Below are 13,310 nucleotides of genomic sequence, written 5' to 3' on the forward strand. Positions count from 1 at the left end.
CGCGACGCCGTCATGTTGGGCGCGGCCGCCAGGCTCGCCGACCTCGGTGCACGCCTGCACCCCGATCATCGCGCCGACGTGGTGTTCGACCAGGTGCTGCGCGCGCCGCTGGCTGGGCTCAGCCATCCGGAGCGCGCCTTCCTCGCCTGCGCGGCCTTCGCCCGGCACACCGCCGCCAGCACGCCGCCGCATCCCGAGATCGTCGGTCGGGTGTTGAGCGCCGAGCGTCGCCAGCGCGCCCGCGCACTCGGCGCAGGCGTCAGGCTGGCCAGCGACCTGATGGGCCGCAATCCCAAGCTGCTGGAGCAGTCGCGCCTGACCATCGATGGCGACCGCCTGGTGCTCTCCGCCGAACCCGGCTGGGCGGATATCCTGCTGGGCGAGCAGATCGCCAAACGGGCCGCCACGCTGGCGCAGATCCTGCGCCTGAAGCCCCAGCTGGGCTGAGGCGGCGCCGCGCTTCGTCTATTCCTTCATGGCGGAGGTATGAGCCGCTAGGTTAAGCCTCGAGCGGCGATCAGGATTCGCCACGGAGAAGCCGCGTGTCGCAGCCGCAGAGCCGCAAAGCCTTGGCCTACAGCTACGTCGTCGTGGCGATCCTGACGCTGATCTACACGTTCAACTATCTGGACCGTAAGATCCTCGCGATCCTGGCCGAACCGATCCGCCTGGAGCTCGGACTCTCGGACACCGCCATCGGCCTGCTGAGCGGTTTCGCCTTTGCGGTCTTCTACACGACCCTGGGCGTTCCCTTGGCGTGGCTGGCGGACCGCGCGCGGCGCGTGTGGATCATCGCCGCGGCCTGCACGCTCTGGAGCCTGTTCACCGCAGCCTGCGGCATGGCCACCAATTTCGTGCAGCTGGCGTTGTTTCGCACCGGCGTGGCGATCGGCGAGGCCGGCGGCGGGCCGCCGTCCTTCTCGCTGATCTCCGACTACTTCCCGCCCGAACGGCGCGGCAAGGCGCTGGCCATCTACATCCTGGGGATTCCGCTCGGCGTCATCCTGGGATCGGCCGCCGGCGGATACGTGGCCGCCGTCCACGGTTGGCGGATGGCCTTTTTCGCAGTCGGCCTGCCAGGCGTGCTGCTGGCGATCCTGTTGCTGGTGGTGGTCCGCGAGCCCAAGCGGGGCGCGATGGATCCGCTGGCCGCTGGTCAGACCGAACACGCCAAGGCGCCGCCGCTGATGACCGCGCTGAAGTACTTCTTCAGAGATCGAACGCTGTTGCTGGCCGCATTCGCCGCCGCTGGCTCGTCGTTCGTCGGCAACGCCGTGGTCGGCTGGGCGCCGTCCTACCTGATGCGCGCCAAGGGCATGGAGATGACGCAGATCGCCGCCTACTACAGCGTCGCCACGGGCGTCGCGGGCGTCGCAGGCACCATCCTGGCCGGGTGGATGGTCGACAAATGGGGACCGCGCAACCCGCGCATCTACGGTCTGGTGCCAGGCGTCTCCTTCCTGATCAGCCTGCCGTTCTTCCTGTTCGCCCTGTGGACGCCAGGCTGGCCGCTGTCGATGGTGTGCATGAGCCTGCCGTTCTTCGTGAACTCGGCCTACCAGCCGGCGATCTTCGCGGTGGTGCAGAACAGCGTGCCGCCGGCGCAACGGGCGATCTCCTCGGCGATCCTGATGTTCGTGCAGAGCATGCTGGGCTTGAGCGGCGGCCCTCTGCTGGTCGGCCTGGTCAGCGACCACGCCAAGCAGTTCGGCGACCAGTCGCTGGGAATCGGGCTGGCGGCGCTGGCGCCGTTCATCCTGGGCACGGCCGCGCTCTACTTCGCTCTCGCCGCTTCGCTGTCGCGTCGCGGCAAGGCGCGCGCGCTGGAAGCCCAGGCTGCCGCGGCTGCTGCGACGATCTAGCCGGCTTTCGGTGCGCGCCGGACCTCGACCACCCGCACCCGCGTCCCATCCAGCACCAGGGCGAGCTCGCCTCGCTTCAGCTTCAGCGCGTCTTCGCCGAACGCCTGACGCCGCCAGCCGGCGAGCGCCTGGGTCGCGGCGTTGTCGTCGTTGGCGATCAACTCCAGGTCCGAGACCGTGGCGATCAGCTTGGAGGCGACGCCCGCATCCTCGGCCCGCGCCTTCAGCAGCACCTTGAGCAATTCGACCACAGCGCCGGCCGCCGGCGACGGCGGAGTCTTGCTGCGCTCGATCACCGGGGCATAGCCCTCCGGATCCTTCAGCGCCGTCCGGATCGCGGTCAGCAGGTCGGGTCCGAAGCGCGAGCCTGAAAAGCCCTTGGGCACCGAACGCAGGCGGTCGAGGCCGTCCGCATCCGTGGGCGCCTGGGTGGCGATCTCGTCGATCGCCTCATCCTTGAGGATGCGCCCGCGCGGTTGATCGCGCTGCTGGGCCATGCGTTCACGCCAGGCGGCGACGCCGCGATAGACAGCCAGGTACTTGGCGGTGGTGCGGCGGGGCTTGAGCCGGCGCCAAGCGTTCTCCGGCTCCACGTCATAGTTGGACGCGTCGGTCAGGCCGACCATCTCGTCGGCCACCCAGGCGAAGCGGCCTTCCTTCTCCAGACGCGCGCGCAGCATCGGGTAGAGCGCGGCCAGGTGCGTCACGTCCGCCAGCGCGTAGGTGAGCTGTGCGTCCGACAGCGGCCGGCGCGCCCAGTCCGTGAAGCGGCTGCTCTTGTCGAGCTCGATCTTCAGCAGTTGGCGCACCAGGGCGTCATAGGCGATCTGCTCGCCGAAGCCCGCCGCCATGCCCGCCACCTGGGTGTCGAACAGCGGCTTGGGCGTGGCCTTCAGATTGTAGAAGATCTCCACGTCCTGGCGTGCGGCGTGGAACACCTTGAGAATGCTCTCGTCGCGCAGGATCTCCAGGAACGGCTCCAGGTCCAGGCCTTCGGCCAGGGGGTCGATGACCGCCTCGTCGGTGGGCGTCGCGGCCTGGATCAGGCACAGCTTGGGCCAGTAGGTCGTCTCGCGCATGAACTCTGTGTCCACGGCGACGAATTCCTGACCCTTGAGCTTGTCGCAAAACGCCGCGAGGTCGGCGGTGGTCGTGATCGGCGTCATCGGCTAGCTATAGCCCCGCGCGAGGCCGAGTCTGCAAGTGCGCGCTGCGTGCGTTCGTCAAATTCTTCAAGGCTTGAGCATCATGACCGAACGGCCCAACGGCCTCACCTACGCCCAGGCCGGCGTCGACATCGACGCGGGCGCGGAGCTGGTGGAACGCATCAAGCCCTTGGCCAAGGCCACCCGCCGGCCTGGCGCGGACGCCGCGTTGGGCGGTTTCGGCGCCCTGTTCGACCTCAAGGCGGCGGGTTTCTCCGACCCCCTGCTGGTCACCACAACCGATGGCGTCGGCACCAAGCTGAAGATCGCCATTGAGGCCGACCGGCCGGACGGCGTCGGCGTGGATCTGGTCGCCATGTGCGTCAACGACCTGTTGGCTCAGGGCGCGGAGCCTTTGTTGTTCCTCGACTATTTCGCCACCGGCAAGCTCGACGTGGAGTCCGCCGTGAGGGTCGTCGCCGGCATCGCCGAAGGCTGCCGCCAGGCCGGCTGCGCCCTGGTCGGCGGCGAAACCGCCGAGATGCCCGGCATGTACGCCGACGGCGACTACGACCTCGCGGGCTTCTCGGTGGGCGCGGTGGAGCGTGGCGCGGTGCTGCCCCGCATGGACGACCAGCGGGCCGGCGACCTGCTGATCGGCGTTGCGAGCTCGGGCCCCCACTCCAATGGCTATTCGCTGATCCGCCGCATCGTCGAGCGGTCTGGGCTCGGCTGGGATGCGCCTGCGCCCTTCGCGCCCGGCCAGAGCCTCGCCGACACGCTGATGGCGCCCACCCGGATCTATGTGAAGAGCCTGTTGCCGCAGATCAAAGCCGGCCGGATCAAGGCGGTGGTGCACATCACCGGCGGCGGTCTGATCGAAAACCCGCCCCGGGTGATCGCGCAGGGCCTCGCCGCCCAGTTCGACTGGAATAGCTGGAGCCTGCCGCCTGTGTTCGAATGGCTGCAGAGCGCCGGCGGCGTCGACACCCACGAGATGCGCCGCACCTTCAATTGCGGCGTCGGCCTGGTCCTGGTCGTCGCGCCGCAGGACGCCGCCGACGCCCTCGCGGGCCTCCTGGAAGCCGGCGAACATGCCTTCGTCTGCGGCCAGCTCGCCGCCGGCTGAAGTACCCTTCCCCTTTTGGCGGGGGAAGGGAGCAGCGCCTTAGCCGGCGATGTCGGCGTCGGTGAAGAACTGGGCGATCTCGAGCTTGGCGTTGTCGGCGCTGTCGGAGCCGTGCACCGAATTCTCGCCGACATTAACCGCGAACAGCTTGCGGATCGTGCCCGCCGCGGCCTGCTCGGGGTTCGTCGCGCCCATGACTTCGCGGTATTTCGCGACCGCGCCGTCGCCTTCCAGCACCTGCACGACCACCGGACCCGAGGTCATGAAGTCGACCAGTTCGCCGTAGAACGGGCGCTCCTTGTGGACCTCGTAGAACTTTTCCGCCTGGGTGCGGGTCATACGGATGCGGCGCTGAGCGACGATGCGCAGGCCGGCGTCCTCGATCACCGCATTGATCTTGCCGGTGAGGTTACGGGCCGTGGCGTCCGGCTTGATGATCGAGAAGGTGCGTTCGGTCATGGGTCTCTTCACGGTTTCGTCTGTTCGGGGAGGCGGGGCTTATAGCCGCGCCTTGCCGCCGCGCCAAGCCGCACTGGCGAGGGGACGCGGGTTCTGCTAGAAGCCGCCGCCGATACAGGAGAAGGCGGATGCGACCCTAGGTCGGACGCTCTAGCGACGACGAAGGACCGCCCGGCGCGCCGAACGCGCCGCCTATCCACCCCGTATTCCCGTAACCGCCATGCTCAAGATCCAAGACCTCGTGTTCGACGCCTGGGGCCGCCGCTTCTTCGACGGCGCCTCGGTCAACCTGCCCAAGGACGCCAAGGTGGGCCTGGTGGGCCGCAACGGCGTCGGCAAGACCACCCTGTTCAAGCTGATCCAGGGCGAGCTGGTGCTGGGCTCTGGCGAGATCAGCCTGCCCAAGGCCGCCCGCATCGGCGCCGTCGACCAGGAACATCCCGCGACGCCGGTGCCGCTGCTGGAAACCGTGCTGGCCGCCGACGTGCGCCGCGCCGCGCTGATGGCCGAGCTCGAAACCGCCTCGCCGGAGCATCTGGGCGAGGTCTACGCCCAGTTGATAGAGATCGACGCCGACCGCGCGCCGTCCCGCGCCGCCGAGATCCTCTCCGGCCTGGGCTTCAGCGACGCCGACCTGGCGCGGCCGATGTCGGAATTCTCCGGCGGCTGGCGGATGCGGGTGGCGCTGGCCGCGGCCCTGTTCGCCGAGCCCGACCTGCTGCTGCTGGACGAGCCGACCAACTACCTCGACCTGGAAGGCGCGCTCTGGCTGGAGGCGCGGCTGCGCAAGTACCCGCACACCGCCGTCATCGTCAGCCACGACCGCGAGCTGCTGAACAATTCCGTCGACCACATCCTGCATCTCTTCGACGGCAAGCTGGAGATCTACACCGGCGGCTACGACTCCTTCGAAAACCAGCGCGCCGAGAAGGCTCGCCTGGCCGACGCCATGCGCAGCAAGATCGAAGCGAAACGCGCGCACATGCAGTCGTTCGTCGATCGCTTCCGCGCCAAGGCGTCAAAGGCGACCCAGGCCCAGTCGCGCCTGAAGATGCTGGCCAAGCTGCCGCCGGTCACCATGACCATCGAGGAGCGCACCGCGCCCTTCACCTTGCCCTCCGCCGAGCGCCCGCTGGCCCCGCCGCTGATCCGCATGGAGGGCGTCGACGTGGGCTACGGCGGCCCGCCGATCCTGAAGCACCTGAACCTGCGGCTCGACGTCGACGACCGCATCGGGTTGCTGGGCGTCAACGGCGCGGGCAAGTCGACCTTCGCCAAGATGGTCGCCGGCGCGCTGAAGCCGGAAGCCGGCCACATGCACCGTGATCGGCGCATGCGCGTCGGCTGGTTCCACCAGCACCAGATCGAGGCGCTGGACCCCAGCGACACGCCGTTGGAGATCATCCGCCGCGCCCTGCCCGAGGCCAGCGAGGCGGCGCGCCGCTCGCGCCTGGCGCAGTTCGGCCTGGGCCAGTCGAAGGTCGAGACCACCGTCGCCAACCTGTCGGGCGGCGAGCGGGCCAGGCTGTTGCTGAACCTGGTTGCGATGGAAGCCCCGCACCTGCTGATCCTCGATGAGCCGACCAACCACCTGGACATCGACTCGCGCCGCGCCCTGCTTGACGCGCTGAACGAGTACGAGGGCGCAGTGATCCTGATCACCCACGACCGCTCGCTGATGGAGCTGGTCGCCGACCGGCTATGGCTGGCGGCCGATGGGTCCATCGCGCCGTTCGACGGCGACATGGACGATTACGCGCGCTTCGTGCTGGACCGCGCGCGCATCGCCGCGCGAAACAACTCGCAGACGAAGTCCGCGCCAGCCGAGGCGGCGCCTGCCGCCACGCCTATCGTGGTCCGCAAGCCGAAGGTCCCCACCGGCACCGCGCGCCGTCGCGCCGAAGCGGCCGAGGCCGCGCTCGGACGCGCCGCCAAGGCGCTGGCGGAGATCGACGCCGCGCTCAGCGATCCTGCTGTGTTCACCGACAACCCGGCCAAAGCCGCCGAGCTTGGCCGCCGCCGCGCCCAGGCGCAGGCCCAGGTCGACGCCGCCGAACACGAATGGATCGAAGCCCAGGAAGCCTTCGAGGCGCTGAAGAGCGACGCCTGACCGCCTACCCCGGCAGGTCGCCGAAACGGCCGGCCTGATAGTCGGCGATCGCCTCGCGGATCTCCTCCTCGGTGTTCATGACGAATGGACCGTAGGAGATCACCGGCTCGCCGATCGGGTCGGCGTGGGCGAACATCAGCAACGCCGGGGCCTCCGCCGCCACCTCGACGCTGTCGCCGTCGCCGAGCTCGACGAGGTGGTGGGCCGCGACCGGCGTCCCGGCCACGCTGACCGTCCCGCGCACCACATAGAGGAACACCGTGCGCCCTGACGGGGCGGGCAGCCAGGTTCGCGCGCCGGCCTTCAGATCCACCGTCGACATGAACACCCCGGTGAGCGAGCTGATCGGACCCTGCCGCCCCTCCAGAGCCCCGGAGATCAGGTGCAGACGGCTGCGTCCTTCATCCAGCTGGACGACCGGAATGGCCGCGCGCTGCAGGCCGATGTAGCGCGGCGTGGTCAGCTTCAGCCGCGCCGGCAGGTTGACCCAGAGCTGCAGGATCTCCAGCGGGCCGCCCTTGGCCTTGAACGCGGCCGGCGACAGCTCGGCGTGGACCACGCCGCGCCCGGCGGTCATCCATTGCACGCCGCCGGCGCGGATCACGCTCTCATGCCCGCCGCTGTCGTGGTGGGCGAGCTCGCCTTCGACGATCAGGGTTACGGTCTCGAACCCGCGGTGCGGATGCGGCCCGAACGGCAGGCCGGCGTTGCCCGGAGGATAGGTCTGTGGCCCGTGGTGGTTGAGGAACAGGAACGGGTCGAGCTGATCCAGGCCTGCGCCAGGCAGGGGCCTGCGTGTCACAAGGTCGCCGATGTCGTCGCGCGGACTGGCGTGCAGGGCTACGACGCTCCGTGAACTCATGGCGGTCGCCCTCCCCTCCAACGCCGATGACAGCGCACGAAGCGGGAGGCGTATCCCTACGGGAAGGCCTGCGCGAGACTTAAAGTCGGCGCTTCAACCGCACTTGATCTCGGCGATCAGCCCGCTGTCGGCCTCGAAGAAGAAGTTGAGGCGGCGCGGATTATAGTCCTGGGTCACCGCACAGCTCGTGCACGCCACCCGCTGCAGCGCCGGCAGCACGGGCACCGGGATCTCGGTGCGCGGCCGGCCGATCAGGCTCTGCAGAGCCTGGGCGCCGCATTCGTCGCGCACAGGTGCGGGCGACGGCGGCGGAGCCAGCGCCACAGGCGGGGCCTCAGGCAAGGGCGCCGCGCAACCCGCCAGGGCCAGCAGGCCCGCCGTGCATCCCGCCACGATGATCCGTCTCATGCCTGCTTCTCCCACCCCCGCCCCTGCTGCTTCCAGTAGGAGAGGCTCAACCCCATGGACTTGACCTGGCTCCATTGCGCGCGAGCCGTCGCCAGCGCCGCCTCGTCGCCCCCATCGAACAGGACCACGCAGCGGACGTAGCCGGCAAGCTCTCCCGGCTCCGCGCCATCGATCAGGAAAAGGGCGTCAGCGGCGTTGGGGTTGTCGAAATCGGTGGTGAGCGCGATTGGTTGGCGTTCCGCGTTCGGCTCCTGAACCGGCCCGTGCGGCAGGAAGCTGTCGTCGCGGTAGCTCCACAGCCAGCCGTCGAGGTGGTCGATCCGCGCCGGCTCTCGCGCCCGCACCACCGCGCGCCAGCCCCGCGCCAGGGTCTTCTCCAGCAGCTCCGGCAAGGCTTGATCGAGGCTGGTCCGTTCCAGGTGATAGAACCAGACCTCGGTCATGCGTCTGCGCCTCAGCCCTCGTAGCGGTCCGCGACCAGCCGGTTCAGCAGGCGCACGCCGAAGCCGCTCCCCCCGTCGGGAATGGTCGGAACGATGGAAGGCTTCTTCCAGGCTGTCGAGGCGATGTCGAGGTGGGCCCACGGCAGGTTGCGAACGAACCTCTGCAGGAACAAGGCCGCGGTGATCGAGCCGGCGGGCCGACCGCCGACGTTCTTCATGTCGGCGATCATACTGTCGATCTGCTTTTCGTAAGACGCCGGCAGAGGCATGCGCCACAGCCCCTCGCCTTCCGCGAGCGACGCGCCCAGCAGCTCTCCGGCCAGCGCATCGTTGTTGCAGAACAGCCCCGCGTAATCGTGGCCGAGGGCGATGATGATCGCCCCGGTCAGGGTCGCCAGGTCGATCATGAACCGCGGTTTGAAGCGGTCCTGGCAGTACCAGAGCACATCCGCCAGCACGAGTCGGCCTTCGGCGTCGGTGTTGATCACCTCGATGGTCTGTCCCGACAAAGAGGTGACCACGTCGCCCGGCCGCTGGGCGTTCCCGTCCGGCATGTTCTCGACGAGGCCCAGCAGGCCTACGGCGTTGACCTTCGCCTTGCGACCGGCCAGGGCATGCATGAGGCCGGCCACCGCGGCCGCGCCGCCCATGTCCCACTTCATGTCCTCCATGCCGTCGGCCGGCTTGATGGAGATGCCGCCGGTGTCGAAGCACACGCCCTTGCCGATGAAGGCCACCGGCTGCGCGTCCTTGTCGGCCGCGCCGTTCCAGCGGATCACCGCGAGCTGGCTCTCGCGCACGCTGCCCTGGCCCACGCCCAGCAGCGAGCCCATGCCGAGTTCGGCCATCTGCGCCTCGCCCAGGATCTCGACCTCCAGACCCAGGCTTTCCAACGCCTTGACGCGTCGGGCGAACTCTTCGGGGTAGAGGATATTGGCCGGCTCAGAGACCAGGTCGCGGCTGAACGCGATTGCGTCCGCCAGCGCCGACATCGGCTCGAACGCCGTGCGCGCCGCAGCCGCGTCGTCGCTGACCACCTGGGCGAGGCTCACCGACGGCTTCTTGTCGGCGGACTCCGTGGTGCGATAGCGGTCGAACCGATAGGCGGCCAGCCGCACCGCGAAGCCGGCGCGCGCCGAGCGCGCCGCCGCTGGGTCGGGCAGTTCCAGACGCAGCGTGGTGAGGCCAGAGCCCTTCACCGCATTGAACGCCGAAGCCGCGACATGTTCCACGGCCAGGTCGTCGAAGGCCTCGGCCTTGCCGGCGCCCACCAACAGCAGCCGCTGGACGTTCAGGCCTGCAGGCGCGAGCAGGTCGAGGATCTGCCCCTTGGCGCCAGTGAAGCGGCCGGCGGCCAGCGCGCGGCCGATCTGGCCGCCGCTCGCCTGGTCGGCGCGGCCTGCGGCGCCGGCGAGCGTCCCGCCCTCGAACACCACGATCGCCGAAGCGGTTCGGTCGGGCGTGCCGGCGTCGGCGGCGACGAATTCAATTTCCATCCACACTCTCTCAAAGCTTGCGGCCAGGGCGCACGTGACGCGGTGTCGCGTCGCGAACCCGCTGGCCCGGCGGTTGTCTGGCGCGGCGACGCATGATTTAGAACAGGTCGGCGGAGGGCGCGCGCCCAAATCATCCCCGTCGCACCCCTAATTTCATCCATGCGTCTGATCGACCGCTATCTGCTTCGCCAGCTGCTCGGCCCGACGCTCCTGGCGACGGCCGCGCTGACCGCTGTCGCCATGCTCAGTCAAAGCCTGTCGGCGCTTGATCTGATCGTCAACCAGCGCCAGAGCGCGCTGGTGTTCGTCAAGATCACCGTGCTGGCCATGCCGCAGCTGATCAACATGATCCTGCCGATCGCGCTGTTCGTGGCTTCGCTGGTGTCGCTGAACCGGCTGCACGTCGAACAGGAGATCGTCGTCTGTTTCGCCGGCGGCATGAGCCGGTGGCGGGTGATCGCGCCCGCGCTGAAGTTGGGCACCACGGTGGCGTTCCTGGCGCTGCTGCTGAACCTGTTCATCCAACCACTGGCGGCGCGCGAGATGCGCCAGACGCTGTTCGAGGTGCGAACCGACCTTGCCGCCACCCTGGTGCGCGAAGGCGAATTCACCGAGCCCGCGCCGGGCCTCGCCGTCTACGCCCAGACCGTTGACGGCGACGGGACCATCCGCAACCTGTTCATCCACCAAACCAAGGCCGATGGCGGAGAGACCACCTACACCGCCGACCGCGGTCGCGTCGCCACCCGCGGCGGGCGTCCCGTGCTGGTGATGCAGAAGGGCTCCAACCAGGAGTTCAACAAGGCGGGCGTGCTGAACTTCCTGACCTTCGACGAGTACATCTTCGACCTGGGCCCGCTGGCCGACAACGACGACATCATCCACTACAAGCCCTCGGACCGGTACCTCCACGAGCTGATGTTCCCCGACCTGCAGCAGGACTGGGAGAGCCGCAACCGCGAGCGTCTGTGGGCCGAGGGTCACGCGCGACTGGCGAGTCCGCTCTACAACATCGCCGTGGTCGCCCTGGCGCTGTCGGCGATCATCGGCGGGACCTTCAGCCGGCTGGGCTACAATCGCCGCATCGCCATCACTGCGGGAGCCGCCGCGACCATGCGCATCCTCGGCTTCATCGCCCAGGCGGCCAGCGAATCCTCCGCCTGGTTGAACATCCTGCAGTATGCGATTCCGCTGATCGCCACGGCGCTGGCCCTGCGCGGAGTGTTCCACCAACACGTCTCGCGCGTCCGCCGTCGGCCGCCCATGGCGCTTGCCGGAGCCGCGGGATGATCGGCGCGGGCAGGCTCGAATCCTACGTGGTCGGCCGGGTGATGACCGGCGTCGGCGCGGCGCTGGCCGTGGTCTCGGCGGTGATCCTGCTGGTTCAATTTGTCGACCTGTCGCGCTCGGTGGGCCTCAGCGCCGACGTCGGCGTCGGCCGGCTGTTCATCCTCACCCTGCTGCGCGCGCCCGCCCTGATCCTGATGCTGCTGCCGTTCGTGTTCCTGTTCGGCGGGATCAGCGCCTACGTGGGCCTCAACCGGCGCAGCGAGCTGGTCGCCATGCGCGCCGCCGGCATCTCGGCCTGGCGCTTCATCCTGCCGGCGGCGGCCGGAGCGTTCCTGGTGGGCGTGCTCACCGTGGCCGTGCTGAACCCCGCAGCAGCCATGCTCAGCGCCCGCTTCGAGGCCAACCGCGCCGAACTGCTGGACAATACGCCGGCCGGAGCCCCCAAGGCCGCCTGGCTGCGCCAGGGCGACGAGCGCAACCAGATCGTCATCCACGCCAAGTCCCGCGACACCGTGGGCGGCATGGTGCGTCTGCGCGGCGTGTCGCTGTTCATCTACCAGAAGAACGCCAACGGGATTCCTGAGTTCAAGCGCCGGCTCGAGGCCGGCGAGGCGCGGTTGATGCCGGGGTTCTGGAAGCTGACCGACGTGCGCGAAGCCGGGGCCGGGGAAAGCTCGGTCCGCTCCGACAGCCTTTCGATCCGCTCCAGCCTCGACGCCGAGGCGGCGATGGAGCGCTTCGCCTCGCCCGAGGCTATCGGCTTCTGGCGGCTGCCCAAGGCCATCAAGCTGACAGAGCAGGCCGGCTTCAGCGCCAGCGGCTACCGGCTGCGCTTCCAGCAACTGCTGGCCAGCCCGATGCTGCTGGCGGCCATGCTGATCCTGGCCGCGGCATTCTCGCTTCGGCTGTCACGGCTGGGGGGCCTGGCGGGGTTGGCGGGGGCGGGCGTGGCCTTGGGATTCGCAGTGTTCTTCTTCAATCAATTCTCGGGTGCGCTGGCGAAAGCCGACATCCTGCCGCTGTTCGCGGCGGCCTGGGCGCCGCCGGTCGTGGCGCTGCTGTCGGGGTTCACCCTGCTCTGCTACACCGAAGACGGTTGAAAGACGCCGCCACGCCGCTATTCCCTGCGCACGGCCCGCGGCAAGAAGGGATTCACGTTTGAAGACGTCACCTCGGCGCACCTCGCTCGCCTCGGTCAAGCGCAACCTCCTGGCGGGGGTCGCGGTGGCGAGCCTGTGCGCAGGCGCAGCGTCGGCCCAGGACGCCGTCGTGCCGACCCCCACGCCGCCGCCAGGGGCGGACGGGCTGACCGCCGGCGCCATCTATCTCGAGGCGGAGTCGGTGCTGCGCGACGACACGGCCTCCCGGACCACGGCTTCCGGCCAGGTCGAAGCGCGCTACGACAGCCGCAACCTGCGGGCTGACACCATTGTCTATGATGAAGCCAAAGGTGTGCTCGAGGCTTCAAACGTCCAGATTTCCAACCCCGACGGCAGCGTCGAGTTCGCCCGGGAGATCGTTATGGACGATCAGATGCGGGCGGGCGTCGCCCGAGGCTTCTCCGCCCGGCTCCCGCAGAATGTTAAGATCGCCGCGGCAAGCGCCGTCCGACGAAATGAGAACGTCAACGAACTGAATCGGGCGATCTACACGCCCTGCGATATCTGCGCCGACAGCGAGAGTAAGACGCCGACCTGGTCGATCCAGGCCGACAAGGTGGTCCAGGATCGCGAGCGACAGCTGGTCTACTACCGTCACGCGGTGTTCCGTCTCTTTGGCGCGCCGGTCTTCTACATGCCCCTGTTCTGGCATCCTGACCCACAGGCGGAGCGGAAGTCGGGGCTCCTGACCCCTGACATCTCGGCGTCCGACCGGAGAGGACTTTCCTATGAACAGCCGTATCTGGTTGTTCTGTCAGACTATTCGGACTTGACGCTCAGCCCGCAGATTAACGTCAAGGTCGAGCCCTTCCTCAACGCCCGGTATCGCAAGCGCTTCTACTCCGGCGAGATCGATGTCCGGGGCGGCTACACCTATGCCGAGGACTTCGACTCCACGGGCCGGTTTGGCGAGGCCACCTCCCGCAGCTACATTCTGGCCCGCGGC

At 68.8% G+C, this 13,310-nt stretch carries 12 protein-coding genes and 1 pseudogene; 7 read left to right on the forward strand and 6 right to left on the reverse strand.

Annotated features, from left to right (window positions below):
* A pseudogene (locus Q8M88_RS05990) lies at positions 1-447 on the forward strand (Ppx/GppA family phosphatase); the annotation flags it as partial.
* 95 nt (positions 448-542) lie between these two features.
* Positions 543-1,862 carry an MFS transporter gene (locus Q8M88_RS05995; RefSeq protein ID WP_305595379.1) on the forward strand — a complete coding sequence of 440 codons (1,320 nt, stop codon included), beginning with the start codon at positions 543-545 and terminating at the stop codon, positions 1,860-1,862.
* Here the strand turns inward: Q8M88_RS05995 and rnd are convergent.
* Positions 1,859-3,028 carry a ribonuclease D gene (gene rnd, locus Q8M88_RS06000; RefSeq protein ID WP_305595381.1) on the reverse strand — a complete coding sequence of 390 codons (1,170 nt, stop codon included), beginning with the start codon at positions 3,026-3,028 and terminating at the stop codon, positions 1,859-1,861. The two genes, Q8M88_RS05995 and rnd, sit on opposite strands and share 4 nt — an antisense overlap.
* Before the next feature lie 82 nt (positions 3,029-3,110).
* On the opposite strand from rnd, the gene purM reads away from it, so the two are divergent.
* Positions 3,111-4,136 (forward strand): phosphoribosylformylglycinamidine cyclo-ligase, encoded by a 1,026-nt coding sequence (gene purM, locus Q8M88_RS06005; RefSeq protein WP_305595383.1) that lies wholly within the window; start codon positions 3,111-3,113, stop codon positions 4,134-4,136.
* Between the two features lie 39 nt (positions 4,137-4,175).
* Here the strand turns inward: purM and ndk are convergent, their stop codons facing one another.
* The gene (ndk, locus tag Q8M88_RS06010; RefSeq protein WP_305595385.1) at positions 4,176-4,595 is read right to left on the reverse strand and encodes a nucleoside-diphosphate kinase; all 420 of its coding nucleotides are present in this window, start codon (positions 4,593-4,595) and stop codon (positions 4,176-4,178) included.
* A 220-nt stretch (positions 4,596-4,815) separates the two neighbouring features.
* On the opposite strand from ndk, the gene Q8M88_RS06015 reads away from it, so the two are divergent.
* Entirely contained in the window at positions 4,816-6,705 is a 1,890-nt protein-coding gene (locus Q8M88_RS06015) for an ABC-F family ATP-binding cassette domain-containing protein (protein WP_305595387.1), read from the forward strand.
* A 4-nt stretch (positions 6,706-6,709) separates the two neighbouring features.
* Here the strand turns inward: Q8M88_RS06015 and Q8M88_RS06020 are convergent, their stop codons facing one another.
* From Q8M88_RS06020 to Q8M88_RS06035, 4 genes are all read right to left on the reverse strand, one after another.
* Positions 6,710-7,567, reverse strand: coding sequence for a pirin family protein (locus Q8M88_RS06020; protein WP_305595389.1), 858 nt, complete (start codon positions 7,565-7,567; stop codon positions 6,710-6,712).
* Between the two features lie 93 nt (positions 7,568-7,660).
* Positions 7,661-7,975, reverse strand: a complete 315-nt coding sequence (locus Q8M88_RS06025; protein WP_305595391.1) for an I78 family peptidase inhibitor — start codon at positions 7,973-7,975, stop codon at positions 7,661-7,663.
* On the reverse strand, positions 7,972-8,418 hold the full coding sequence (locus Q8M88_RS06030) for a DNA polymerase III subunit chi (protein ID WP_305595393.1): 447 nt from the start codon (positions 8,416-8,418) through the stop codon (positions 7,972-7,974). The genes Q8M88_RS06025 and Q8M88_RS06030 overlap by 4 nt, the downstream gene beginning before the upstream one ends.
* 11 nt (positions 8,419-8,429) lie before the next feature.
* The gene (locus Q8M88_RS06035) at positions 8,430-9,914 is read right to left on the reverse strand and encodes a leucyl aminopeptidase (protein WP_305595395.1); all 1,485 of its coding nucleotides are present in this window, start codon (positions 9,912-9,914) and stop codon (positions 8,430-8,432) included.
* Between the two features lie 159 nt (positions 9,915-10,073).
* Here Q8M88_RS06035 and lptF point away from each other — a divergent pair, with 159 nt between their 5' ends.
* The 3 genes from lptF to Q8M88_RS06050 all read left to right on the forward strand — a co-directional run.
* The gene (gene lptF / locus Q8M88_RS06040; protein WP_305595397.1) at positions 10,074-11,204 is read left to right on the forward strand and encodes an LPS export ABC transporter permease LptF; all 1,131 of its coding nucleotides are present in this window, start codon (positions 10,074-10,076) and stop codon (positions 11,202-11,204) included.
* Positions 11,201-12,304 carry an LPS export ABC transporter permease LptG gene (gene lptG / locus Q8M88_RS06045; protein ID WP_305595399.1) on the forward strand — a complete coding sequence of 368 codons (1,104 nt, stop codon included), beginning with the start codon at positions 11,201-11,203 and terminating at the stop codon, positions 12,302-12,304. The genes lptF and lptG overlap by 4 nt, the downstream gene beginning before the upstream one ends.
* 169 nt (positions 12,305-12,473) lie before the next feature.
* Positions 12,474-13,310, forward strand: an 837-nt coding sequence (locus Q8M88_RS06050) for an LPS-assembly protein LptD (protein ID WP_371132639.1), incomplete at its 3' end; no start/stop codon positions are given.

This window comes from Phenylobacterium sp., assembly GCF_030693805.1.
GTDB lineage: Bacteria > Pseudomonadota > Alphaproteobacteria > Caulobacterales > Caulobacteraceae > Phenylobacterium.

Bases quoted from the DNA above. Each gene is read 5' to 3' on its own strand.
- Q8M88_RS06025 (WP_305595391.1), bottom strand. From the start codon at position 7,975: ATGAGACGGATCATCGTGGCGGGATGCACGGCGGGCCTGCTGGCCCTG.
- Q8M88_RS06015 (WP_305595387.1), top strand. From the start codon at position 4,816: ATGCTCAAGATCCAAGACCTCGTGTTCGACGCCTGGGGCCGCCGCTTC.
- Q8M88_RS06030 (WP_305595393.1), bottom strand. From the start codon at position 8,418: ATGACCGAGGTCTGGTTCTATCACCTGGAACGGACCAGCCTCGATCAA.
- lptG (WP_305595399.1), top strand. From the start codon at position 11,201: ATGATCGGCGCGGGCAGGCTCGAATCCTACGTGGTCGGCCGGGTGATG.
- Q8M88_RS06020 (WP_305595389.1), bottom strand. From the start codon at position 7,567: ATGAGTTCACGGAGCGTCGTAGCCCTGCACGCCAGTCCGCGCGACGAC.
- lptF (WP_305595397.1), top strand. From the start codon at position 10,074: ATGCGTCTGATCGACCGCTATCTGCTTCGCCAGCTGCTCGGCCCGACG.
- ndk (WP_305595385.1), bottom strand. From the start codon at position 4,595: ATGACCGAACGCACCTTCTCGATCATCAAGCCGGACGCCACGGCCCGT.
- purM (WP_305595383.1), top strand. From the start codon at position 3,111: ATGACCGAACGGCCCAACGGCCTCACCTACGCCCAGGCCGGCGTCGAC.
- rnd (WP_305595381.1), bottom strand. From the start codon at position 3,028: ATGACGCCGATCACGACCACCGCCGACCTCGCGGCGTTTTGCGACAAG.
- Q8M88_RS06035 (WP_305595395.1), bottom strand. From the start codon at position 9,914: ATGGAAATTGAATTCGTCGCCGCCGACGCCGGCACGCCCGACCGAACC.